This is a genomic window from Agrobacterium sp. 16-172Ci (assembly GCF_053522725.1).
Genome location: NZ_JBNWBW010000020.1, coordinates 1 through 21,837, shown reverse-complemented (window position 1 = coordinate 21,837; position 21,837 = coordinate 1). Strand labels below are relative to the sequence as shown.

Annotated in this window: 21 protein-coding genes; 13 read left to right on the top strand and 8 right to left on the bottom strand. The window is 61.0% G+C overall.

Annotated elements, in window-relative coordinates:
- Positions 1 to 114: 114 nt before the first annotated feature.
- The 5 genes from ACQZ40_RS17510 to ACQZ40_RS17490 all read right to left on the bottom strand — a co-directional run bounded on the left by ACQZ40_RS17510 (position 115) and on the right by ACQZ40_RS17490 (position 5,563).
- The gene (locus ACQZ40_RS17510; protein ID WP_448748349.1) at positions 115 to 2,118 is read right to left on the bottom strand and encodes an acetyl-CoA carboxylase biotin carboxylase subunit; all 2,004 of its coding nucleotides are present in this window, start codon (positions 2,116 to 2,118) and stop codon (positions 115 to 117) included.
- 4 nt (positions 2,119 to 2,122) lie between these two features.
- Positions 2,123 to 2,524, bottom strand: a complete 402-nt coding sequence (locus tag ACQZ40_RS17505; protein WP_448748348.1) for a hypothetical protein — start codon at positions 2,522 to 2,524, stop codon at positions 2,123 to 2,125.
- A 36-nt stretch (positions 2,525 to 2,560) separates the two neighbouring features.
- Positions 2,561 to 2,938 (bottom strand): hypothetical protein, encoded by a 378-nt coding sequence (locus ACQZ40_RS17500; protein WP_003520841.1) that lies wholly within the window; start codon positions 2,936 to 2,938, stop codon positions 2,561 to 2,563.
- A gap of 103 nt (positions 2,939 to 3,041) precedes the next feature.
- Positions 3,042 to 3,938 (bottom strand): glutathione-dependent disulfide-bond oxidoreductase, encoded by an 897-nt coding sequence (gene yghU / locus ACQZ40_RS17495; RefSeq protein WP_080854387.1) that lies wholly within the window; start codon positions 3,936 to 3,938, stop codon positions 3,042 to 3,044.
- A gap of 92 nt (positions 3,939 to 4,030) precedes the next feature.
- Complete coding sequence (locus tag ACQZ40_RS17490; RefSeq protein ID WP_020813422.1) at positions 4,031 to 5,563, bottom strand: acyl-CoA carboxylase subunit beta; 1,533 nt, start codon at positions 5,561 to 5,563, stop codon at positions 4,031 to 4,033.
- A gap of 118 nt (positions 5,564 to 5,681) precedes the next feature.
- On the opposite strand from ACQZ40_RS17490, the gene ACQZ40_RS17485 reads away from it, so the two are divergent.
- Complete coding sequence (locus tag ACQZ40_RS17485) at positions 5,682 to 7,100, top strand: helix-turn-helix domain-containing protein (RefSeq protein ID WP_448748347.1); 1,419 nt, start codon at positions 5,682 to 5,684, stop codon at positions 7,098 to 7,100.
- Between the two features lie 5 nt (positions 7,101 to 7,105).
- On the opposite strand, the gene ACQZ40_RS17480 is transcribed toward ACQZ40_RS17485, so the two are convergent.
- Complete coding sequence (locus tag ACQZ40_RS17480; RefSeq protein WP_198939179.1) at positions 7,106 to 7,762, bottom strand: DNA-3-methyladenine glycosylase family protein; 657 nt, start codon at positions 7,760 to 7,762, stop codon at positions 7,106 to 7,108.
- 39 nt (positions 7,763 to 7,801) lie between these two features.
- On the opposite strand from ACQZ40_RS17480, the gene gluQRS reads away from it, so the two are divergent.
- On the top strand, positions 7,802 to 8,701 hold the full coding sequence (gluQRS, locus tag ACQZ40_RS17475) for a tRNA glutamyl-Q(34) synthetase GluQRS (protein ID WP_080857433.1): 900 nt from the start codon (positions 7,802 to 7,804) through the stop codon (positions 8,699 to 8,701).
- On the opposite strand, the gene ACQZ40_RS17470 is transcribed toward gluQRS, so the two are convergent.
- On the bottom strand, positions 8,669 to 9,586 hold the full coding sequence (locus ACQZ40_RS17470; protein ID WP_448748346.1) for a YihY/virulence factor BrkB family protein: 918 nt from the start codon (positions 9,584 to 9,586) through the stop codon (positions 8,669 to 8,671). The two genes, gluQRS and ACQZ40_RS17470, sit on opposite strands and share 33 nt — an antisense overlap.
- 179 nt (positions 9,587 to 9,765) lie before the next feature.
- On the opposite strand from ACQZ40_RS17470, the gene ACQZ40_RS17465 reads away from it, so the two are divergent.
- The 7 genes from ACQZ40_RS17465 (at position 9,766) to ACQZ40_RS17435 (ending at position 15,083) form a co-directional block, all read left to right on the top strand.
- Positions 9,766 to 10,599, top strand: a complete 834-nt coding sequence (locus ACQZ40_RS17465) for an SDR family oxidoreductase (RefSeq protein ID WP_125144909.1) — start codon at positions 9,766 to 9,768, stop codon at positions 10,597 to 10,599.
- 16 nt (positions 10,600 to 10,615) lie between these two features.
- Positions 10,616 to 10,813, top strand: coding sequence for a twin transmembrane helix small protein (locus ACQZ40_RS17460; RefSeq protein WP_065657065.1), 198 nt, complete (start codon positions 10,616 to 10,618; stop codon positions 10,811 to 10,813).
- 1 nt (position 10,814) lies between these two features.
- The gene (locus ACQZ40_RS17455) at positions 10,815 to 11,393 is read left to right on the top strand and encodes a cob(I)yrinic acid a,c-diamide adenosyltransferase (RefSeq protein WP_020813416.1); all 579 of its coding nucleotides are present in this window, start codon (positions 10,815 to 10,817) and stop codon (positions 11,391 to 11,393) included.
- A 32-nt stretch (positions 11,394 to 11,425) separates the two neighbouring features.
- On the top strand, positions 11,426 to 12,199 hold the full coding sequence (locus tag ACQZ40_RS17450) for a rhomboid family intramembrane serine protease (RefSeq protein ID WP_003520828.1): 774 nt from the start codon (positions 11,426 to 11,428) through the stop codon (positions 12,197 to 12,199).
- Between the two features lie 184 nt (positions 12,200 to 12,383).
- Positions 12,384 to 13,130, top strand: a complete 747-nt coding sequence (locus ACQZ40_RS17445; RefSeq protein ID WP_065657064.1) for an electron transfer flavoprotein subunit beta/FixA family protein — start codon at positions 12,384 to 12,386, stop codon at positions 13,128 to 13,130.
- Between the two features lie 25 nt (positions 13,131 to 13,155).
- Positions 13,156 to 14,085, top strand: coding sequence for an electron transfer flavoprotein subunit alpha/FixB family protein (locus tag ACQZ40_RS17440; protein ID WP_078053341.1), 930 nt, complete (start codon positions 13,156 to 13,158; stop codon positions 14,083 to 14,085).
- 116 nt (positions 14,086 to 14,201) lie between these two features.
- Entirely contained in the window at positions 14,202 to 15,083 is an 882-nt protein-coding gene (locus ACQZ40_RS17435; RefSeq protein WP_003523331.1) for a 3-hydroxybutyryl-CoA dehydrogenase, read from the top strand.
- A 48-nt stretch (positions 15,084 to 15,131) separates the two neighbouring features.
- On the opposite strand, the gene tlpA is transcribed toward ACQZ40_RS17435, so the two are convergent.
- Positions 15,132 to 15,800: a thiol:disulfide interchange protein TlpA gene (gene tlpA / locus ACQZ40_RS17430; protein WP_448748345.1), complete on the bottom strand. Its 669-nt coding sequence runs from the start codon at positions 15,798 to 15,800 to the stop codon at positions 15,132 to 15,134.
- 24 nt (positions 15,801 to 15,824) lie between these two features.
- On the opposite strand from tlpA, the gene argH reads away from it, so the two are divergent.
- The 4 genes from argH (at position 15,825) to ACQZ40_RS17410 (ending at position 21,683) form a co-directional block, all read left to right on the top strand.
- Positions 15,825 to 17,225 carry an argininosuccinate lyase gene (argH, locus tag ACQZ40_RS17425; RefSeq protein WP_448748344.1) on the top strand — a complete coding sequence of 467 codons (1,401 nt, stop codon included), beginning with the start codon at positions 15,825 to 15,827 and terminating at the stop codon, positions 17,223 to 17,225.
- A 94-nt stretch (positions 17,226 to 17,319) separates the two neighbouring features.
- The gene (gene lptM / locus ACQZ40_RS17420) at positions 17,320 to 17,523 is read left to right on the top strand and encodes an LPS translocon maturation chaperone LptM (RefSeq protein ID WP_185740730.1); all 204 of its coding nucleotides are present in this window, start codon (positions 17,320 to 17,322) and stop codon (positions 17,521 to 17,523) included.
- A 13-nt stretch (positions 17,524 to 17,536) separates the two neighbouring features.
- Positions 17,537 to 18,805, top strand: coding sequence for a diaminopimelate decarboxylase (lysA, locus tag ACQZ40_RS17415; protein ID WP_220317460.1), 1,269 nt, complete (start codon positions 17,537 to 17,539; stop codon positions 18,803 to 18,805).
- Between the two features lie 178 nt (positions 18,806 to 18,983).
- Positions 18,984 to 21,683, top strand: coding sequence for a TIGR02302 family protein (locus ACQZ40_RS17410; RefSeq protein WP_448748343.1), 2,700 nt, complete (start codon positions 18,984 to 18,986; stop codon positions 21,681 to 21,683).
- The last annotated feature ends 154 nt before the right edge of the window (positions 21,684 to 21,837 follow it).

The window sequence follows — 21,837 nt, the reverse complement described above, 5'->3', positions numbered from 1 at the left end:
ATTTCATTTTAGCACTGTGGCCGGTGATCGTGACGAAAATCGAACGATCCGCCCGCAGGTCCGACCCCGTAAACCGCTCCGGCCCACATGCGTTCCGGAAAAACGGCAGCGGCATCACTCGAATTCGAGGATGACTTCATCCACCGCAAGGCTGTCGCCCGGTTTTGCCGCCACTCTGGCAACGCGGCCGCGTTTTTCCGCGCGCAGGATGTTTTCCATCTTCATGGCTTCCACCGTCGCCAGCGCCTGACCGGCCTCCACCTCATCGCCCTCACCCACCGAAATACCGGTGATGACGCCCGGCATGGGGCAAAGCAGCAGTTTAGATGTATCCGGCGGCAGCTTTTCCGGCATCAGCAGCGCCAGTTCCGCCACACGCGGGCTACGCACATGGGCACGAATATCCATGCCGCGCCAGCGCAGGCGGATAGCAGCACCTGCAAGATCGACCTTGGCGGCGATAACCTCACCCGCGACCGTGAACAGGCCAAGGCTCTGGCCGGGAAGCCAGCCGGTATCGACGGTGAGCGCCGCCCCGTCTTCAAAACGGATCGCCGTGCCATCCGTGCCGATTTCAACCGCAACCCTGTGGCGGGATGCGCCTGATGACACCACCCAGTCCTGGCCGACGATGCGGCGATGATTGCCGATGGTGCCGGAAATTTCGACCGCACGGCTCTGCAGCCGCTGATGGATGATGGCGGCGATGGCGGAGAGCTGGCGCGCCGTGGCCTCATCCGGTTCCACGCCGGAAAATCCTTCCGGAAATTCTTCAGCGATAAAGCCCGTCGTCAGGCGGCCGGCGCGGAAACGCTCATGCTGCATGACGGCCGACAGGAAAGGCAGATTATGGCCGATGCCCTCCACCTCGAAACGGTCCAGCGCCTGCCCCATGGCGTCGATGGCGGTTTCGCGATCCTTGCCTAGAGCGCACAGCTTGGCGATCATCGGATCGTAATACATCGAAATTTCGCCACCTTCGAAGACACCGGTATCGTTGCGGATGACGGTGCCGTTCTCCTGCGCACCCTCCTGCGGCGGGCGATATCGTGTCAGCCGGCCGATGGAGGGCAGGAAGTTGCGGTAGGGATCTTCGGCATAAAGCCGGCTTTCGATGGCCCAGCCGTTCAACCTCACATCCGCCTGCCCGAAGGAGAGCTTTTCTCCTGATGCCACACGGATCATCTGTTCGACCAGATCGATGCCGGTGATGAGTTCCGTCACCGGATGCTCCACCTGCAGGCGGGTGTTCATTTCCAGAAAGTAGAAATTCCTCTCACCATCGACGATGAACTCCACCGTGCCGGCCGAATGGTAACCGACGGCTCTCGCCAGCGCCACGGCCTGCTCGCCCATGGCTTTGCGGGTCGCTTCGTCCAGAAAGGGCGACGGCGCTTCCTCGATGACTTTCTGGTTACGCCGCTGGATCGAGCATTCGCGTTCACCCAGATAAAGTGTGTTGCCGTGCTTGTCGCCCAGCACCTGAATTTCAATGTGGCGCGGCTGGGTGACGAATTTCTCGATGAAAATGCGGTCATCGCCAAAGGAGGATTTCGCCTCGTTTTTCGAAGACTGGAAACCCTCGCGCGCCTCGGCATCGTTGAAAGCGATGCGCATGCCCTTGCCGCCGCCACCGGCCGACGCCTTGATCATGACGGGATAACCGATCTGCGAGGCGATCCTCACCGCCTCATCCGCATCCTCGATCAGCCCCATATGGCCGGGAACGGTGGAAACACCCGCTTCCGCGGCCAGTTTCTTGGAGGTGATCTTGTCGCCCATGGCCTTGATGGCGCCAACAGGCGGACCGATGAAGGCGACACCCGCCTTTTCCAGCGCCTCGGCGAAGGCAGCATTTTCCGACAGGAAACCGTAACCGGGATGGACAGCATCCGCCCCGGTCTTCGCGATTGCCTCGAGAATCCTGTCGATGACGATATAGGACTGCGACGAGGGGGCCGGGCCGATATGAACGGCTTCATCCGCTTGTCTCACATGCAGCGCATTGGCATCCGCATCCGAATAGACCGCGACAGTGGCGATGCCCATCTTCTTCGCTGTCCTGATGACCCGGCAGGCGATCTCGCCGCGATTGGCGATGAGGATTTTCTTGATCATGCGGTTATTCTCCCCTCGCATCGTCATCGTCGTCGCGGAATTTCTTTTCATAGGGCATCATCAGGATCGCCGAGGCGGTGGCGGCCGCGCCGAACAGGGATGCAATGGGCATGACGACCAGCAGCACGGGCACGACCGGATTTGCCGCACGGCCGATGCGCGCGCCCAAACCGCCAATGTCGAGAAAGATCAGCGCTGCACCGACGCAGACGCCGATCAGCACGCCAACTGCCGCATTGAGCGCCATGAAACGCAACATCTGCCGGTGATCGAGCCGGGCGGCTTCCGGCGTCATCTTTGGTTTCGGATCACGACCGCCGGATGCCCTGCCTACGTTGCCACCACGACGTTGTTCCAGCCAGCGTCGCAGCCATTGCAGGTCCATATGAAGTATGTCGACAATCATGCTCCTCCCCCTCAGGAAAAATGTCGCCGCCTGCCCTCAAATTTCGAAGAAATTCTCGAAGGATTCCGGGAAGTTCTGCCGCGCGACGCGCTCGTCAATCACCAGCATCGCCTGATAGGAAAGCGGGTCGAAATTCTTCTCCGCCGGCACCACCTCGCGGCCGAAGAGCAGGTTGAGGCGGGCGGCGTCGAGATTGCCGCGCTCGAAGGGCTCGGCACCGAAATGGTGCCAGAGCGAATGCAGGAAGGCGGCATCGATGCGATGCTCCTTGGTGTCGTTGCGCGCCCGGCGGGGTATCATCTTGATAGGCGTTACCCCTTTGGGGTTGGCGCGGCGGATGGTGAACTGGACACCCGTGCTCGGCATGCCGGAGGGAAATCCCTTGTGTTTGGTCATTTCGGGCAGGTTCGCCATCTTTTGTCCTTCCAGAACATTTCCAGTGAAAGCTGCCTTGCTTTTACGTCCGGAAATGCGCCAATTCAAATAGTTAGAGCGCTTTTGGCGCTCTAATCTTTCGTTACGCCCTGCCGATCTTGTCCTGCGTCTTCGTCTCGAAGTCGGAGGCATCGTGGCGTTCATGCAATTGTTCGGACGGATCGCCCGAGGTCTTGTTGACGATCACGCCGCGCTTGACCGCCGGGCGTTCGCCGATTTCGAGCGTCCAGCGCATGACGTGTCTGTAACCGTCCGCCTCAAGGAAAGCACCGGCATCGCCATAGGCCTGACCGAGCGCGATCTTGCCGTACCATGGCCAGACGGCCATGTCGGCGATCGTATATTCCGAACCCGCCAGGTAGCGGTTCTCGGCCAGATGCCGGTCCAGCACGTCGAGCTGGCGTTTGACTTCCATGGCGTAGCGGTCGATGGCATATTTGATCTTCACCGGCGCATAGGCATAAAAATGGCCGAAACCGCCGCCGAGGAAGGGGGCGGAGCCCATCTGCCAGAACAGCCAGTTCAGCGCCTGGGTGCGGGCATTGCCCTCTTTCGGCAGGAAGGCGCCGAATTTTTCGGCGAGGTAAACGAGGATCGAGCCGCTTTCGAAAACGCGCGTCGGCTCAGGCGTCGAGTGATCCATCAGCGCGGGGATTTTGGAATTCGGATTGACGCCGACGAAACCGGAACCGAACTGGTCGCCTTCACCGATCTTGATCAGCCAGGCATCATAATCGGCGCCCTTGTGGCCGGCGGCCAGCAATTCTTCCAGCATGATGGTGACCTTCTGGCCATTCGGCGTCGCCAGCGAATAAAGCTGCAGTGGATGCTTGCCGACGGGAAGTTCCTTTTCGTGGGTCGGGCCGGCGATAGGCCGGTTGATATTGGCGAACTGGCCGCCATTACCCTTGTCCCAAGTCCAGACCTTGGGAACCTCATATCCGGCGGGGAAATTATCTGCGGAGGAATTTTCGGCCATGAAAATGTGTCCTTGTGCGTTTCGGGAGGACATCCGGACATCCGGGCGCCTGAACAAACATATAGTAAGGTGGCCGAAGCATTTTTCCAGTCTCAGAGCGGAATGGTGTCGTGTTTCTTCCAGCGGGTTTCCACGCTCTTGTTACGCAGCGACGCGAAGGCGCGGGCGATGCGGCGGCGTGAGGAATGCGGCATGATCACCTCATCGATAAAACCGCGCTCCGCCGCCACGAAGGGATTGGCGAAACGCTCCTCATATTCCTTCGTGCGCGCGGCGATCTTTTCCGGATCGGAAAGCTCGGAACGATAGAGAATTTCCGCCGCACCCTTCGCGCCCATCACGGCGATTTCCGCCGTCGGCCAGGCGTAATTCACATCCGCGCCGATATGTTTCGAGGCCATCACGTCATAAGCGCCGCCATAGGCCTTGCGGGTGATCAGCGTCACCATCGGCACCGTCGCCTCCGAATAGGCGAAGAGAAGTTTTGCGCCGTGCTTGATGACGCCGCCATATTCCTGCGCCGTTCCCGGCAGGAAGCCCGGCACATCCACCAGCGTCAGCAGCGGAATATTGAAGGCATCGCAGAAGCGCACGAAACGCGCCGCCTTGCGCGAACTGTCGATATCGAGGCAGCCGGCCAGCACCATCGGCTGGTTGGCGACAACGCCCACCGTCTGGCCTTCGAGACGGATGAAGCCGGTGATGATGTTGCGGGCAAAGGCCTCCTGCAACTCGAAGAAATCGCCCTCATCGGCCAGCGCGTGGATCAGTTCCTTCATGTCATAGGGCTTGTTGGAACTATCAGGGATCAGCGTATCAAGACGTGCTTCCAGCCGCGCCGGATCGTCGTGGAACGGGCGCACCGGCGGCTTTTCGCGGTTGTTGAGCGGCAGGAAATCGAACAGCAGCCGCACATGTTCCAGCGTTTCGATGTCGTTTTCATAAGCGCCGTCGGCGACGGAGGATTTTTTCGTGTGGGTGGAGGCTCCGCCCAGTTCCTCAGCCGTAACGATCTCGTTGGTCACGGTTTTGACCACATCCGGCCCGGTCACGAACATGTAGGAGGTATCGCGCACCATGAAGATGAAATCGGTCATGGCCGGCGAATAAACCGCACCGCCCGCACAAGGCCCCATGATGACGGAGATTTGCGGCACGACGCCGGAGGCGACGACATTGCGCTTGAACACATCGGCATAACCGCCGAGCGAGGCCACGCCCTCCTGAATGCGCGCGCCGCCGCTGTCGTTGAGGCCGATCACCGGCGCGCCGTTGCGCACCGCCATATCCATGATCTTGCAAATCTTCTGGGCATGGGTTTCCGAGAGCGAACCGCCAAGCACGGTGAAATCCTGCGAAAACACATAGACCTGCCGGCCATTGATGGTGCCCCAGCCGGTGACGACACCGTCACCCGCCACCTTCTGCTCCGCCATGCCGAAATCCACCGCGCGGTGGGTGACGTACATGTCATACTCTTCGAAGGAACCTTCATCCAGGAGCACGTCGATACGCTCGCGCGCCGTCAGCTTGCCTTTGCCATGCTGCGCCTCGATGCGCTTGACGCCGCCGCCGAGCCGCGCCTCAGCGCGCCGCGTTTCCAATTGCTCCAGAATGCCGGGCATGTTTCCTCCATGCGTTGTGCCACGATCAATAGCCCAGAAAACATTCGCCAAGAAGCCTTGATCGTGCGCGTATGCGTGCCATAAATATTTGCAATGTTTAATTTTGCAAAGTTGCAACATGGCGACGGAAAAACTCTTTATCGGCCGTAAGGTTCGCGGCCTTCGCGAAAACGCCCGCGCCACGCAGGCGCAATTTGCCGAACGGCTGGGCATTTCCGCGAGTTACCTGAACCAGATCGAGAATAACCAGCGCCCGGTTTCGGCCAGCGTTCTGGTGACGCTGGTGGAAAAATTCCAGCTCGACATGGCAGAACTCGCGACCGGTGAAAGCGACCGGCTGGTTTCCGCCGTGCGCGAGGCGCTGAAAGACCCGCTGTTCATGAATTACGAACCGGGGCTTCAGGAGTTGAAGCTGATTGCCCAGAACGCGCCGGGTTTTGCCCATGCGCTGCTACGTGCCCATCAGGCCTATCGCCAGAACAGCGAGCAGCTGGTGCAGCTGGATGACCGGCTGGGCCGCGGCACCGCACAGGTGGAAAGAACCCCCTATGAGGAGGTGCGCGATTTCTTCCACTTCGTCGACAATTACGTTGCCGAGATCGATCTTCTGGCCGAGGAGCTGGCGGAAGAACTGGAGATTGAAGGCGGCGAGACCTATGGCATTCTGGCGGCGCATCTGAAGAGCCGTTACGGCATCCATATCACCCGAACCGAGGCGGCAGGCGGTCTGATCCGGCACTTCGATCCTGCCGGCAAGACGCTCGCCCTCAGCTCCTACATGGCCGCGCCGACCCGCTGTTTTCAGCTTGCATTGCAGATCGCCCAGCTTCACGCCGGCCCAACGGTGGACAGTGTGCTGGCCGGTGCCGGTTTCCGCAATGCGGAAGCTGCGGAAATCTGTCGTATCGGGCTTCACAATTACTTCGCCGCAGCCCTCATCCTGCCCTATGGGCAATTTCACCGGGCGGCGCAGGAGCTACGCCACGATCTCGAACTTCTCGCCGTGCGTTTCGGCGCGAGCCTTGAGCAGGTGGCCCACCGGCTGAGCACGTTGCAACGGCCGGGCATGAAGGGCGTGCCGATCTTTTTCGCCAAGATCGACCGCGCCGGCAACATCACCAAACGCCACAGCGCCACGCGGCTGCAATTTGCCCGTTTCGGCGCGGCCTGTCCGCTGTGGAATATCCACCAGGCCTTCGAAAGCTCTGACAGGATCGTACGGCAGCTGGCGGAAACACCTGACGGCGTTCGCTATCTTTCCATCGCCACGCAGATCGAAAAGGCCGGCGCCGGTTTCAACACGGAGAGACCACGTTATGCCATCGCGCTTGGCTGCGAAATTTCACACGCGCAGAATTTCGTTTATGCCGATACGCTCGATCTCGGCAATGCGGCCTCCTTTAAACCGATCGGCATTTCCTGTCGGGTCTGCGAGAGGGTGGATTGCGTGCAACGCGCCGTGCCGCCGCTGAAACGCAAGCTGCATTTCGATCATCTCGCGCGCGGAGCCCTGCCCTACAGTATCGCCGATTTTTAACCCGCTCAGGGCAGCGGCACCATGGCGCGCCGCATGATGTTGGCATAATAGCCCCAGAAAAGCCGCGCGGCCACGGAGCGCCATGGCGACCAGATTGTCGCCCGCTCCGCCAGCCATTTCGCTTCCGGCCTCACCTCCAGCGCAAGCGCATGAGCCACCGCCGATCTCAGCGCCACATCGCCAACCGGAAAAATATCCGGATGCCCGCCGCAGAACATCAGATAGACCTCCGCCGTCCACGGGCCGATACCGCGAAGCGCAACAAGCTCGGAAAGGGCCACACGCCCCTCCTTGCGCACCACACCGTCAAGATCGATCTGCCCTTCCGTGACGGCGCGCGCCAGTCCTTCCAGTGTCGTCGCCTTGGCGCGCGAAAGGCCGAAAGTGGCGCGCAATTCCGCCGACGCGCCGAGATAATTTTCCGCCGTGACCGCGCCGCCGGTGCCGGCAAAAATACGCGCCCATATGGCATTGGCGCTGGCGCGCGACACCATCTGCGAGACGACGATATGGGCAAGGCCGGAAAAGCCGGGCTCATGAATGCGCAGTTCCAGCGGGCCGGCTTTTTCGATGACGAGGCCGAGAGCCGGATCGAGTTGGGCGAGATGCTCCAGCCCTTCGCTGATGTCGTCCATCCCGGTAATGATTTTCATGTCCGTCATTCCATATGCCGCCAGCCGGCTGGCAGGGTGCTTTAAAACATGGCAGAAGAAACCATGCCTTCGCCTCTCCGTCAAAAACCGGTTTACCGTTTTGCGCCAAGCCCCAATGGCCTTCTGCATCTCGGCCACGCGCTTTCCGCCTTCCTGAACCACGATATGGCGCGAGACAATGGCGGCCGCTTTCTGCTTCGCATCGAGGATATCGACCAGACGCGCTGCACCCCGGAGCTGGAACAGGCGATCTATGACGATCTTGGCTGGCTGGGTCTCGACTGGGAGAAACCGGTGCGGCGGCAATCGGAGCATTTCGAAGAGTACCGCGTGGCGCTGGACAGGCTGATCGAGGCAGGACTTGCTTACCCTGCTTTTCTAAGCCGTGGAGAAACCAGGGCGATCGTTCGTACTTTCGAGGCGGAGGGCGGGCTCTGGCCCCGCGATCCCGATGGCGCGCCGCTTTACCCGGCCATCGACCGGGAGAGGCCAAGGGCGGAGCGGGATGTGCTGCTCGCCTCCGGCCGTCCGCACGCCTGGCGGCTCGACATGGAAAAGGCGATCCGCGCCGCCGGCATCCCTCTATTCTGGGAAGAGAGCGGCGACGGCGAGACGGGGCAGATCGAGGCCCTGCCAGCGCTTTGGGGCGATGTGGTGCTGTCGCGCTCCGACGCGCCTTCAAGCTATCATCTTTCCGTTGTGGTGGATGACGCGTTGCAGGGCATCACCCATGTGGTGCGCGGCATGGATCTCTATCACGCCACCGCCATTCACCGGCTGTTGCAACACCTGCTGAACCTGCCGCAGCCGGCCTATCACCATCACCGGCTGATCCTGGGCGCGGACGGGCGCAAGCTCTCGAAAAGCGAAGGCAGCACCGGGCTTTCTGCCCTTCGTTCGGAAGGTGCTGCGCCCTCAGATATTCGCCGGCTTGTCGGTCTCGTCTAGTACCTGCCCGCGGCGCGCGCCGTTGCCACCGATATTGCGGCGGATGATCTGGCGGACCTTGTATTTCATCAGCGCGGCATTCACCTCAGCCCCCAGCATGAAGATGACGCCGACCATATAAAGAAACACCAGCACCACCATCACTGAGGCGAGACCGGCATAGGTAGCGGCATAATTGGCGAAGGTGGAGAGGTAATAGGCGAAGATCGCGGCGCCGATGACCCAGAAGATCATCGTTAGAAGAATGCCCGGCCAGACATCCCAGATGCGACGCTTGCCGGCCGGAAGCCACAGATGCGCCGCCACCAGCCCCGCCGTCAGCACGACGATGGTGCCATAAAGACCGAGGCTGGAGATGGTGTTCAGCACATCCGTCAGCCACGGAAACCGCTGCTCGGCAAAAGATGTGGCGACCGGCACGGCGACCAGCACGATGCTGATGCCGGCAAAGACCACGACGGCGATAAGCACATAAAGCAGGCTGAGCAGGCGGGTGACATACCACCAGCGCGTTTCGGTAACACGATAGGCGCGGTTCAATGAAATGCGCAACGCCTCGACACCATTGGACGCAAAATAGGCCGCCGCCAGCACCGAAATCGTCAGCAGCCCGCCGCGCGGAATGGTCAGCACCTGCTGCACCTGCGCCGCCAGCGGCCCGGCAATCGCCGCTGGCCAGGTGTCGAAAATCAGATGCACCGCCGTTTCGGAAAACTGGTCCGCCCCCAGAAAACCGGCAAGAGCCGTGCCGAAGATCAGGAACGGAAACAGGGCCAGCAGGATCGACAGCGCCATATGGCTCGCCATCGCCCAGCCGTCATCCTCGGCGAAATGGGAATAGGCATCGAAGGCAACCTTGCCTGCCAGGCGCACTGCGGCAACCATGTCACCTCCATTCATCGGCATTTCATTTGTAACTTCGAGCCGAATATGGGAAATCAGCTTCGCTTTGTACAGCGCGCAAACTGGCCTTTCGGTTCCAGAAGGGCACGGATTTCGCGCGATCGGATTTTAACGGGCCGGGCAATCGGGCCAGAGCAACAGTCGGTTTCCCGGAGCGGCAAATGTCTGAAAAACCCGTCATCATCATTACCGGATGTTCCTCGGGCATCGGCGCCCATTGCGCCGGCGCGCTCCACCGGGACGGCTGGCGGGTTTTCGCCACCGTGCGGCGCATCGCCGACATGGCGGCGCTTGAAAACCAGGGCATCGAGACCCTGATCATGGATTACACCAAGCCGGAGACGATTGCCGCGCTGGTGGACACCGTCGCAGCCAGGACCGGCGGCCGCATCGATGCGCTTTTCAACAACGGCGCCTATGGCCAGCCGGGCGCGGTGGAGGATTTGCCTGTCGAGGCGCTGCGGGCGCAGTTCGAAACCAATGTCTTCGGCTGGCACGATCTGACGCGGCGGGTCATTCCCTTCATGCGCGCCCGGGGTGCGGGGCGCATCGTGCATTGCTCCTCCATCCTCGGCCTTGTGCCTTATCGTTATCGCGGCGCTTACACCGCCTCGAAATTCGCCCTTGAGGGGCTGGGCGTCACGCTGCGCATGGAGCTTCAGGGCAGCGGCATCCATGTCAGCCTGATCGAACCGGGGCCGATCACCTCGAAATTCACCGCGACGGCGCTTGCCCATATCAACGAGCACATCGATCTCGAAAATTCCGCCCATGCGGCGGAATATAAACGCCAGCTGGCGCGCATGGATGGTTCCGGCCCCGTCAACCGCCACAAGCTTGGCCCGGACGCCGTTTATGCCGTGTTGAAACATGCCCTGACCGCCAAAAGGCCGAAACCGCATTATCCCGTTACCGTGCCCGCCAAACAGGGGCTTGTGCTGAAACGGCTCTTGCCTGCCGGACTTTTCTATCGTCTGCTGCGCAGATTCGATTGAGGAGGAGTAATACCGCATGTCCGGCTTCACCACCGTTCTGGCCCTTATCTTCATGGGCCTCGTCGTCATCGTGCTGATACGCGGCCTCTTCAACATGCTGAAGGGACAGGACGCCAACCGCTCCAACAAACTGATGCAGCTTCGCCTGCTTTTGCAGGCCGTGGCGATTGTGCTGATCATGTTCACCCTCTGGCTCACCGGCGGTGGCCGCTGACATGGTGAAGCTGAACAAGATCTACACCCGTACCGGCGACAAGGGCACCACAGCGCTGGTTTCCGGCCCGCGCCGCCTGAAGCACGATCTTCGCGTCGAGGCCTATGGCACGGTGGATGAGACCAATTCGGCCATCGGTGTCGCACGGCTTCATACGGGCGGGATGGAAAAGCTGGATGCCATGCTTTTCCGCATTCAGAACGATCTTTTCGATCTCGGCGCCGATCTCGCCACGCCGGACAGCGGCGAACCGCTTTCCTACGAGCCGCTGCGCATCGTCGAAAGCCAGGTCACGCGGCTGGAAAACGAAATCGACGATCTCAATGCCGCCCTTGAACCGCTCACCTCTTTCGTGCTGCCGGGCGGCAGCGCTGCGGCGGCCAGCCTGCATATGGCGCGCACCGTCTGCCGGCGCGCGGAAAGACTGATGGTGGAACTTTCCGTCACTGAGAATGAGATCGTCAGCCCGGCGGCGCTGAAATATGCCAACCGCCTGTCCGACTTCCTGTTCGTCGCCGCCCGCTTCGCCAATGATGCCGGCAAGGCCGATATATTGTGGGTTCCCGGCAAGAACCGCTAAAGCGTTTCAATGACGCAACCAAAGGGCGTTCGATGTTCATACCGCTGCACGATGCGAATTCCCTCAAACATATCCGGCTGCAATATGTCACCATCGGCCTGATCGTGGTCAATGTGCTGGTCTGGCTGTTTACCGGGGTGCTGGCCAGCGACACGCAGGCCAATGCCGCAGCCCTCGGCCTCGGTTTCATTCCGGCAGTGGTGTTCGACTACGCCTATCTGGAACCCGCCCTGCAGGTCGTGCCCGATGACCTGACCGTCGTTACTTATGCTTTCCTGCATCTCGATTTCTGGCATCTGGCCGGCAACATGCTGTTTCTCTGGGTCTTCGGCGACAATGTCGAGGATGCGCTCGGCCATTTTCGTTTCCTGATTTTCTACATCGTCTGCGCCATCGCCGGCGCGCTGTTTCACGGTTTCGTCGCCCCCACCTCCGAAGGTCCGCTGATCGGCGCTTCGGGTGCGGTTTCCGGCGTCGTCGCGGCCTATTTCCTGCTGCATCCCAGGGTGCGCGTCTGGGTGCTGGTTCTCATGCGCATTCCGCTTCCTTTGCCCGCCTTCATTCCGCTGGCGCTGTGGATCGGCCAGCAGTTCCTGATGCTGGCGCTCGGGCTCGAGGAAAACGTTTCCTGGGGCGCGCATGTGGGTGGCATCATGGCGGGCGCAATCATGGTGATTTTCATGCGCAGGCGGGGCGTTCCCCTGTTTGACCGCACCATTGTTCCGCCGAGGGCGGCGCAGTTCAAGAATCCGTCGCAAACGGCGGGGTTGTCGCAAATCGAACGGGGCTATGACGGGAGCAGATGAGCTCTTGTGAAAGAGATAGAGTATTTACGTGAACGTCAACGTAAGATATGCCTTACGTGCATGTGATAATGAAGATTGCTCCGTTGTAATTGCGGGAAAAATGCTTATCCATGTCGCCAACCTGTTTTTGGAGGTCCGCGCGGTCAACTGGCCAAAGCGGACAGGAGTTTGAGGAAAGCCGCCGATGAAAATCCTTGTCCCCGTTAAACGAGTCGTCGATTACAACGTGAAGATCCGCGTGAAAGCCGATGGTTCTGGCGTTGAGCTTGCCAATGTAAAGATGTCGATGAACCCGTTCGACGAAATCTCGGTGGAAGAGGCGCTGCGCCTGAAGGAAGCCGGCAAGGCCGAAGAGGTTGTGGTCGTCTCCATCGGCCCGGCCAAAGCGGAAGAAACGCTGCGCACGGCGCTCGCCATGGGCGCCGACCGCGCCATCCTGATCGAAACCGACGAGACGGTCGAGCCGCTCGCCGTCGCCAAGCTTCTGAAGGGCGTGGCGGAAGCCGAACAGCCCGGCCTCGTCATCGTCGGCAAGCAGGCAATCGATGACGATTCGAACCAGACCGGCCAGATGCTGGCCGCCCTTCTCGGCTGGGGCCAGGGCACCTTCGCCTCCAAGGTCGTGCCCGCAGATGGCAAGGTCGCAGTCACCCGTGAAGTCGATGGCGGTTTGCAGACGGTGGAGCTGAAGCTTCCCGCCGTGGTCACCACCGATCTTCGTCTCAATGAGCCGCGTTATGCATCCCTGCCGAACATCATGAAGGCGAAGAAGAAGCCGCTCGACAAAAAGTCGCCGGCCGATTTCGGCGTCGATGTTTCACCGCGCCTGAAGGTGCTGAAGACCGAGGAGCCGGCAGGCCGCAAGGCCGGCATCAAGGTCGGCTCGGTTGCCGAGTTGGTCGAAAAGCTCAAAGCCGACGGCGTCCTCTAAGGTTTCGGAAAAGGGAGATATTCTCATGGCCATTCTTCTTCTGGCAGAACACGACAACGCAACCCTTTCCGACCTGACGGCAAAGACGCTGACGGCGGCAACCCAGATCGGCGGCGACGTCCACGTACTGGTCGCCGGCTCCGGCGCAAAGGGCGCGGCCGACGCTGCCGCGAAACTCTCCGGCGTATCCAAGGTGCTGCTCGCCGACGACGCGTCCTATGCCAATGCGCTGGCAGAACCGCTGGCGGCGCTGATCGTCTCGCTCGCGCCTTCCTATGATGTCATCATCGCCCCGGCCACCGCCTCGGCCAAGAACGTGACGCCGCGCGTTGCGGCCCTTCTCGATGTGGCGCAGGTCTCGGAAATCATCGAGGTTGTCAGCCCTGACACCTTCAAGCGGCCGATCTATGCCGGTAACGCCATCCAGACGGTGCAGGCGACCGATGCGAAGAAGGTCATCACCGTGCGTCCGACCGCCTTTGCAGCAGCGGCCGAAGGCGGCTCGGCAGCAGTCGAAACCATCGGCGCGGCCGCAAACCCCGGCCTTTCCAGCTTCGTCTCCGATGCTCTGGCGTCGTCCGACCGTCCGGAACTGACATCGGCCAAGATCATCATCTCCGGCGGTCGTGCGCTCGGCTCTTCGGAGAAGTTCAAGGAAGTCATCCTTCCCGTCGCCGACAAGCTGGGTGCTGCCGTTGGCGCCAGCCGTGCGGCTGTCGATGCCGGTTATGCGCCGAACGACTGGCAGGTTGGCCAGACCGGCAAGGTGGTTGCACCGCAGCTTTACATCGCCGCCGGCATTTCCGGTGCCATCCAGCATCTGGCCGGCATGAAGGATTCGAAGGTCATCGTCGCCATCAACAAGGATGAAGAAGCGCCGATCTTCCAGGTGGCAGACTACGGCCTCGTCGCTGACCTGTTCGAGGCGCTGCCCGAACTCGAAAAATCGCTGTAATTTAAGCATAAGTTGGAGGCGGCGCGTTTTTTAAACGCGCCGCCTTCTCTTTTTCGGCGATATGCGTAACATCGCCGGCAATAACGCAGACAAAATCCCTGAGAGGAGACCAGCCTATGACCGCCCCCTTTAAGAACATCGGTGTCATTGGAGCCGGTCAAATGGGATGCGGCATTGCGCATGTCTCCGCCATTGCCGGCTACAAGGTCCATATCTACGATCTTTCCAAGGAAGGCATCGAGGCCGGTCTTGCCACGATCAACGGCAATCTCGCCCGCCAGGTCACCAATGGCAAGCTTTCCGACGACGCCCGCAAGCAGGCGCTGGCGCTCATCAGCGGCTCGACCGACATCAACGATCTGGCAGCCATGGACCTCGTCATCGAGGCCGCGACGGAAAACGAGGAGATCAAGCGCAAGATTTATGCGCAGGTCTGCCCGATCCTGAAGCCCGAGGCGCTGCTCGCCACCAACACGTCGTCGCTCTCCATCACCCGGCTCGCCTCCGCCACCGACCGTCCCGAACAGTTCATGGGCATCCACTTCATGAATCCGGTGCCGGTCATGAAGCTGGTGGAACTGGTGCGCGGCATCGCCACCAATGAAAAGACCTTCGACGCGGCAAAGGATTATGTGCGGACGCTGGAAAAGGCGATCACCGTTGCCGAGGATTTCCCGGCCTTCATCGTCAACCGCATCCTGCTGCCGATGATCAACGAGGCAATCTATACGCTTTATGAGGGCGTCGGCTCGGTGGAAGCCATCGACACCGCCATGCGGCTCGGCGCGAACCACCCGATGGGACCGCTGCAGCTTGCCGATTTCATCGGTCTCGACACCTGTTTGTCGATCATGCAGGTGCTGCATGACGGCCTTTCCGACAGCAAGTATCGCCCCTGCCCGCTGCTGGTCAAATATGTCGAGGCCGGCTGGCTCGGCCGCAAATCCGGCCGAGGCTTCTACGACTATCGCGGCGAAACGCCGGTTCCGACGCGCTGACCGAATGCCGGATGAGGGAGGGAAAACCCTCCCGCACGGATTCAAAAATTATCTAGCCTTCACCGCCGATACCAGCGCCTTGGCATCCTCGCTGTCCCACGCCGCCGGGCCGTTCATGGCCGCAAGCAGGCAGCCGTTTTCATCCAGCAGCAGGGTTGCCGGCAGGCCGAAGGCGAGACCTTCCTTTTTCAGAACGTTGAAGACGCCCATGGAACTGTTGCGGTAGTGCTTCAGGGCATCGATCTTGTATTCATCCATGAAGGCTTTCGGTTTTTCATCCGCGCCGGTATCGATGTTGACGGCCACGACCTCGAAAGCGTTACCGCCCTTTTCCTTTTCAAGCGCGTTCAGAGCCGGCATCTCTTCGCGGCAGGGCACGCACCATGTGGCCCAGAGGTTGAGAAGAACCGCCTTACCCTTGAGATCGGCAAGCGTCATATCCTGCGCCTGCGGCCCCTTGAAGGAGAGGGGAATGATGCGCGGCGTGTCCGTGGCCGACATGGCCGCCACCTGCCCCTTCAGAAACGGCTTCAGCGAGGCGATACGGTTCGCCGCCCCCTCACATAAACCGGCGTCAGTCACCGCTGCCCCTTGAACCGGGCTCTCAGACCCAATATGCCTGAACCAGACCGCGCCCGCGCCGCTTAAGACACCGGCAACGGCAGCAATTGCAACCAACTTGGCGGAAGGAAGCCTGAACGGCCTTTTTTCTGTCATCGAATACTCCAGGGCACTGCGAACATGGCTGACGGCACAGATCAGAAATCCTCCAACCAGATGTGGGGCGGACGCTTCGCTTCCGGGCCATCTGCCATCATGGAAGAAATAAATGCCTCCATCGGCTTCGACAAGAAGCTTTACGCCCAGGATATCCGCGGCTCTATGGCGCATGCCGCCATGCTGGCATCTAAAGGCATTATTTCGCCGGAAGATAAAGACAAGATCACCGATGGCCTGAACACGATCCTGTCAGAGATCGAATCCGGCAGATTCGAATTCTCGCGCAAGCTCGAAGACATTCACATGAACATCGAAGCGCGGCTTGCGACGCTGATCGGCCCCGCCGCCGGCCGCCTGCACACCGCACGCTCGCGCAACGATCAGGTGGCGCTCGATTTCCGCCTGTGGGTCAAGGAAGAACTGCAGAAGACCGAGGGTATGTTGACCGCCCTCATCGCCGCCTTCCTAGACCGCGCCGAAGAAAATGCCGATACGGTCATGCCTGGCTTCACCCATTTGCAGACGGCCCAGCCCGTGACCTTCGGTCACCACTGCATGGCCTATGTGGAAATGTTCGGCCGTGACCGCGCCCGCGTGCGCCACGCCATCGAGCATATGGATGAAAGCCCGATCGGCGCGGCCGCCCTTGCCGGCACCGGCTATCCCATCGACCGCCACATGACGGCCAAGGCGCTCGGTTTCCGCGAGCCGACCCGCAACTCCATCGACACCGTCTCCGACCGCGATTTCGCGCTGGAATTCCTGTCTATCGCCTCCATCTGCGCGACGCACCTGTCGCGTCTCGCCGAAGAAATCGTCATCTGGTCGACGCCTCAATTCGGCTTCATCCGCCTGTCGGATGCCTTCTCCACCGGCTCCTCGATCATGCCGCAGAAGAAGAACCCTGACGCCGCCGAGCTGGTGCGCGCCAAGACAGGCCGCATCAACGGCTCGCTGATCGCTCTCCTGACGGTCATGAAGGGCCTGCCGCTCGCCTATTCCAAGGACATGCAGGAAGACAAGGAACAGGTTTTCGATGCCGCCGAAAGCCTGGAACTGGCGATTGCCGCCATGACCGGCATGATCCGCGACCTTGAAGTGCGCAAGGACCGCATGCGCGCCGCCGCCGGTTCGGGTTATTCCACCGCTACCGATCTTGCCGACTGGCTGGTGCGCGAAGCGGGCCTGCCCTTCCGCGATGCCCACCACGTGACCGGCAATGCCGTAGCGCTGGCGGAGAAGAAGGGCTGCGACCTCGCCGATCTTTCGCTTGAGGAATTGCAGGCCATCCACCCCGGCATCACCAAGGGCGTTTTCGACGTTCTGTCCGTCGAGGCATCGGTTGCCAGCCGCACGAGCTTCGGCGGCACAGCCCCTTCGGAAGTGAAGAAGCAGATCGCCTGGTGGCGCGGACGCAACTGATAAAATCGCGTTACGCTGCGATCACAAGAAACAGGGTGCACAAGCGCCCTGTTTTTCGTTATCAGAGAGGCACATATTTCCTTTGGACAGGCCCATGCTTTCAAAAACCGCGCGCAAACTCATCGTTCCCATCGGCATGACGCTCGCCGTCAGCCTTGTTCTCAGCGCCTGCGGGCGTAAGGGCGACATCGACCCGCCGAGCACGCCGGTCGAAATGCGCAACAAGCGCAATGCCGACGGAACGGAGACAAAGCCGACGACGGCGGAACGGCCGTTCATTCTCGACAAGCTTCTCTGACGGATAAAAGCCTGTGAACCATTTCGGCTATATCGACGGCGTGCTGCACGCCGAAAACGTGCCTGTGCCCGAGATCGCCAAGGCGGTCGGCACGCCATTCTACATCTATTCGACTGCGACGCTGGAGCGCCATTACAAGGTGTTTTCCGGAGCTTTTGCGGATGTGGACGCCATGGTCTGTTACGCCATGAAGGCCAATTCCAATCAGGCGGTTTTGAAGACGCTGGCAAAGCTCGGCGCGGGCATCGACGTCGTCTCGGGCGGCGAATTGCGCCGCGCACTCGCAGCCGGCGTTCCGGCAAGCCGCATCATGTTTTCCGGCGTTGGCAAGACGGTTGCGGAAATGGATTATGCGCTGGAAGCTGGCATCTACTGTTTCAACATCGAATCCGAGCCGGAACTGGAAGTCCTCAACCTGCGCGCCGTGAAAGTCGGCAAGCGGGCGCATGTCTCCTTCCGTATCAATCCGGATGTCGATGCGCGCACCCACGCCAAGATTTCCACCGGCAAGAAAGAGAACAAGTTCGGCATTTCCTATGAGCGCGCCCGCGCGGTGTATGCCCATGCCGCCACCCTGCCCGGCATCGAAGTGACCGGCATCGACATGCATATCGGCAGCCAGATCACCGAATTGCAGCCTTTCGAGGATGCCTTCCGGCTGCTGCGCGAACTTGTCGAGGCGCTGCGCGGCGACGGCCACACGATCAGCCACGTCGATATTGGCGGCGGTCTCGGCATCCCCTATCGCGATGACAATAATCCGCCGCCGCTGCCGGATGCCTATGCCCATATCGTCAAGAACGAGCTGAAGAGCCTCAACTGCAAGATCGTCACAGAGCCGGGCCGCCTGATCGTCGGCAATGCCGGCATTCTGGTGACGGAAGTGATCTATGTGAAGGACGGCGGCGAAAAGACCTTCGTGATCGTCGATGGCGCGATGAACGACCTCATCCGCCCGACGCTTTATGAGGCCTATCACGGCATCCGCCCGGTGGTGCAGCCAGCCGAGAACACGCCGCGCATCAAGGCCGATATCGTCGGCCCGGTCTGCGAGACCGGCGACTATCTGGCGCTCGACCGCGAGATGGCTGCCCCGCAGCCGGGCGATCTGATCGCCGTCAGTTCCGCCGGTGCTTACGGCGCGGTGCAGGCCGGCACCTACAACTCGCGCCTGCTGGTGCCGGAAGTGCTGGTGAAGGATGACAAGTTCCACGTCATTCGCCCGCGCGGCACCTATGAAGAGCTGATCGCGCTCGATTCCGTGCCCGCCTGGCTCGATTGATCTCGCCTGCATCACCGGTTGGTCGATCACAATCAAGCGAAGCTGCCTAAAAAATGGGGGTGAGGGCTTGGGTGCCCTCGTCTTCGCCACAAAGAATGTTATCCTTGCTCCGTGACATGAAACAGCTCGCCGTTCCGGGAATGGCGTTCGACGTGGCCAGAACCGGGAGAACGGATTGATGACCACAGCCGGAGAGGACAGGACAGGCAGAAAGCGCCCGACCGGCGCGTTCGCGCAGCGGCCGGACCTTGCCCGCCGGGTTGCCGCCAAGCGCTTCTTCGCGAAAATCGTACTGCTTTCGGAAAAAATTGCGCCGAAAACGCTGTGGCCTCTCTCCATCGCCGCCGTGTTTCTGGCGCTTGCCTGGTTCGGTCTTTACCGGCACATGCCGGATTTCCTGCGGCTCGGCGTTGTTTTCGTGCTGGTTTTCAGTTTCATCGCCACTCTCCTGCCAATCGTGCGGCAGAAATGGCCGACGGACCACGATGCATCCCGCCTGCTTGAGGACCGCAACGGCCTCGCGCACCAGCCGGTTGGCGTGCAGGAGGACGAACCGGCCTTCGATACGCCTTTTTCCCGAACGCTGTGGAAAGAACACCAGATCCGCATGGCGGAGCGCATCGCCGCGCTGAACGCCGGCCTGCCGAAACCCGATATCGCCCGTTATGACCGTCTGGCGCTGCGCGCCGTCCCCGCCCTTCTTCTGGCCGCCGCCTTCGGTTTTTCCTATTCCAACGGCGCGGGCACGATTGCCGATGCCTTCCGCAGCCGGCCGGCCGTCGGGCCGCTCAATCCCGATATCCGTCTCGATGCCTGGGTCACGCCGCCATCCTATACCGGCCGCGCGCCGATTTTCCTGACCGGACGCGACGCAACCAACCGTGATGCGGTTTCGGTGCCGCAATCCTCCAAGCTGACGATCCGCATGACCGGCGGCGATGGCGGCGAGGAAGTGACTTTCGAGCCTGAAATGGCGGGCGCGCTGCAAAAGCTTTCGCCGGAAGCGGCACGTGCCGATAGCGCAAGCGGCGAGGTCGCCGTTCAGACGCCGGCTCGTTCGGCGGATCAGCCGGTCGCGCCGCGCACTTTCGCCATGGATGTTACCGAAAGCGGCATGATCACCGCGAATGGCGAACAATGGGTGTTCAACGTCATTCCCGACCAGCCGCCCAGCATCGCCTTCGACAACATGCCGCGCCGGGCCGTCAATGGCGCGCTGGAAGTGGGCTTTACCGCCAAGGACGATTATGGGCTGAAGGAAGCCCATGCCATCATCGAGCCGATTGGCGTTGCGGAAGGTGCGACCGCGCTTTACCCGCCGCCGGAATTCAAGCTCGATCTGCCGCGGCAGAACAATCGCGAGATCAAGGGCCTGACCAGCCGTAACCTGACCGAACATCCAATGGCGGGAAAACGCGTGCGCATCACGCTGGTGGCGACGGATGGCGCCGGTCAGACCGGCCGCAGCCCCGCGCATGAAATGGTGCTGCCGGGCCGCAATTTCTCCGAACCGCTGGCAGCCTCCATTGCCGAGCAGCGGCAGATATTCTCGCTCGATACGCGCCAGATGCCGAAGGCGATTGCCTATAACGAGGCGGTCGGTCTGCGCCCGGAAGAGACCATTCCCAACACCACCCATTATCTCCTGCTGCAATCGGCGCAGACACGCATGCGGCTCGCCTATAATGAGGAGATGCTGAAGAACACGGCGGATTATCTCTGGGAGATTGCGCTCGGCATTGAGGATGGCGATCTTTCACAGGCCGAAAGGCGCCTGCGCGATGCGCAGAATGCGCTTTCCGAAGCGCTTCAGCGCAATGCCTCCGACGAGGAAATCGCCAAGCTGATGCAGGAACTGCGCGAAGCCATGCAGCAGTTCATGAGCGAGCTTGCCCAGCGCATGCAGAATGCGCCGCAGGCCAACATGAACAGCCAAGCACAGAACGTGCTGCGCCAGCGCGATCTGGAAAACATGATGAACCAGATCGAAAACCTCGCCCGTTCCGGCAATCGAGATGCGGCGCAGGAAATGCTCTCGCAGCTGCAGCGCATGATGAACAATCTGCAGGCGGGCCGCCCGCAGCGTCAGGGCCAGCAGGGGCAGCAGCAGAGCAGCAAGATGCGCCAGCAGATCGACAAGCTGGGCGAAATCCTGCAACAGCAGCAGAAGCTGATGGATGAGACCTTCAAGCTGGATCAGGCGCTGCGCGACCGCATGCAGCGCGGCGACCCGCAACAGGGCGGCGAAGGCGAAAACGACCAGCAGATGGGCGAAAACGGCCAGCAGCCGCAAGAGGGTCAGCAAGGCGAACAGGGTCAAAATGGTCAGCAGGGCGGACAACAGCCGAGCGACCAGATGACCGCTGAACAGCTACGCGAGGCGCTGAAAAACCTGCGGGCGCAGCAGGATGCGCTCGGCAAGCAGCTCGGCGAATTGCAGCAGGGCCTTCGCGATCTCGGTATGGAACCAGGCGAAAACTTCGGCAAGGCGCAACAGGAAATGCAAGGCGCCGGCGAGGCGCTGGGCAAGGGCCAGGGCGAACAGGCTGTCGAAGGTCAGGGCAATGCGCTGAATGCGCTGCGCCAGGGCGCACAGGACATGATGGGCCAGATCATGCAGGCCATGCGCCAGCAGGGCCAGCAGCCGGGGCAAGGTCAGGAGGGCATGGCGGGCCAGGGCGGCCAGAACGGCCGTGATCCGCTTGGCCGTCCGCGCAGCACCACCGGCCCGGATTTCGGCGATCAGGTGAAGGTGCCGGACGAAATCGACGTGCAGCGCGCCCGCGAAATCCTCGAGGCGATCCGCGAGAAGCTCGGCAACAATCCACCCGGTGAAATCGAGCGGCGGTATCTGGAGCGGTTGCTGGATATACAGTGAGGGTTCGCACAACTAATGGCGTGCCTCGTTACATCCTGTTTCAGAAGCTAAAGTTTCCGTCATGCCGGACTTGTGTGGACGTATTGTGGTTTACTTGATGCATAGGCCGGGATGCGCATCCCGGCCTATGCAGGCAGGCGGCCGTATTTCCGGA

What these genes read in the sequence shown, in the direction of transcription:
- ACQZ40_RS17510 (WP_448748349.1), bottom strand. Translation starts at nt 2,118, where the DNA reads ATGATCAAGAAAATCCTCATCGCCAATCGCGGCGAGATCGCCTGCCGG.
- ACQZ40_RS17505 (WP_448748348.1), bottom strand. Translation starts at nt 2,524, where the DNA reads ATGATTGTCGACATACTTCATATGGACCTGCAATGGCTGCGACGCTGG.
- ACQZ40_RS17500 (WP_003520841.1), bottom strand. Translation starts at nt 2,938, where the DNA reads ATGGCGAACCTGCCCGAAATGACCAAACACAAGGGATTTCCCTCCGGC.
- yghU (WP_080854387.1), bottom strand. Translation starts at nt 3,938, where the DNA reads ATGGCCGAAAATTCCTCCGCAGATAATTTCCCCGCCGGATATGAGGTT.
- ACQZ40_RS17490 (WP_020813422.1), bottom strand. Translation starts at nt 5,563, where the DNA reads ATGCCCGGCATTCTGGAGCAATTGGAAACGCGGCGCGCTGAGGCGCGG.
- ACQZ40_RS17485 (WP_448748347.1), top strand. Translation starts at nt 5,682, where the DNA reads ATGGCGACGGAAAAACTCTTTATCGGCCGTAAGGTTCGCGGCCTTCGC.
- ACQZ40_RS17480 (WP_198939179.1), bottom strand. Translation starts at nt 7,762, where the DNA reads ATGACGGACATGAAAATCATTACCGGGATGGACGACATCAGCGAAGGG.
- gluQRS (WP_080857433.1), top strand. Translation starts at nt 7,802, where the DNA reads ATGGCAGAAGAAACCATGCCTTCGCCTCTCCGTCAAAAACCGGTTTAC.
- ACQZ40_RS17470 (WP_448748346.1), bottom strand. Translation starts at nt 9,586, where the DNA reads ATGGTTGCCGCAGTGCGCCTGGCAGGCAAGGTTGCCTTCGATGCCTAT.
- ACQZ40_RS17465 (WP_125144909.1), top strand. Translation starts at nt 9,766, where the DNA reads ATGTCTGAAAAACCCGTCATCATCATTACCGGATGTTCCTCGGGCATC.
- ACQZ40_RS17460 (WP_065657065.1), top strand. Translation starts at nt 10,616, where the DNA reads ATGTCCGGCTTCACCACCGTTCTGGCCCTTATCTTCATGGGCCTCGTC.
- ACQZ40_RS17455 (WP_020813416.1), top strand. Translation starts at nt 10,815, where the DNA reads ATGGTGAAGCTGAACAAGATCTACACCCGTACCGGCGACAAGGGCACC.
- ACQZ40_RS17450 (WP_003520828.1), top strand. Translation starts at nt 11,426, where the DNA reads ATGTTCATACCGCTGCACGATGCGAATTCCCTCAAACATATCCGGCTG.
- ACQZ40_RS17445 (WP_065657064.1), top strand. Translation starts at nt 12,384, where the DNA reads ATGAAAATCCTTGTCCCCGTTAAACGAGTCGTCGATTACAACGTGAAG.
- ACQZ40_RS17440 (WP_078053341.1), top strand. Translation starts at nt 13,156, where the DNA reads ATGGCCATTCTTCTTCTGGCAGAACACGACAACGCAACCCTTTCCGAC.
- ACQZ40_RS17435 (WP_003523331.1), top strand. Translation starts at nt 14,202, where the DNA reads ATGACCGCCCCCTTTAAGAACATCGGTGTCATTGGAGCCGGTCAAATG.
- tlpA (WP_448748345.1), bottom strand. Translation starts at nt 15,800, where the DNA reads ATGACAGAAAAAAGGCCGTTCAGGCTTCCTTCCGCCAAGTTGGTTGCA.
- argH (WP_448748344.1), top strand. Translation starts at nt 15,825, where the DNA reads ATGGCTGACGGCACAGATCAGAAATCCTCCAACCAGATGTGGGGCGGA.
- lptM (WP_185740730.1), top strand. Translation starts at nt 17,320, where the DNA reads ATGCTTTCAAAAACCGCGCGCAAACTCATCGTTCCCATCGGCATGACG.
- ACQZ40_RS17410 (WP_448748343.1), top strand. Translation starts at nt 18,984, where the DNA reads ATGACCACAGCCGGAGAGGACAGGACAGGCAGAAAGCGCCCGACCGGC.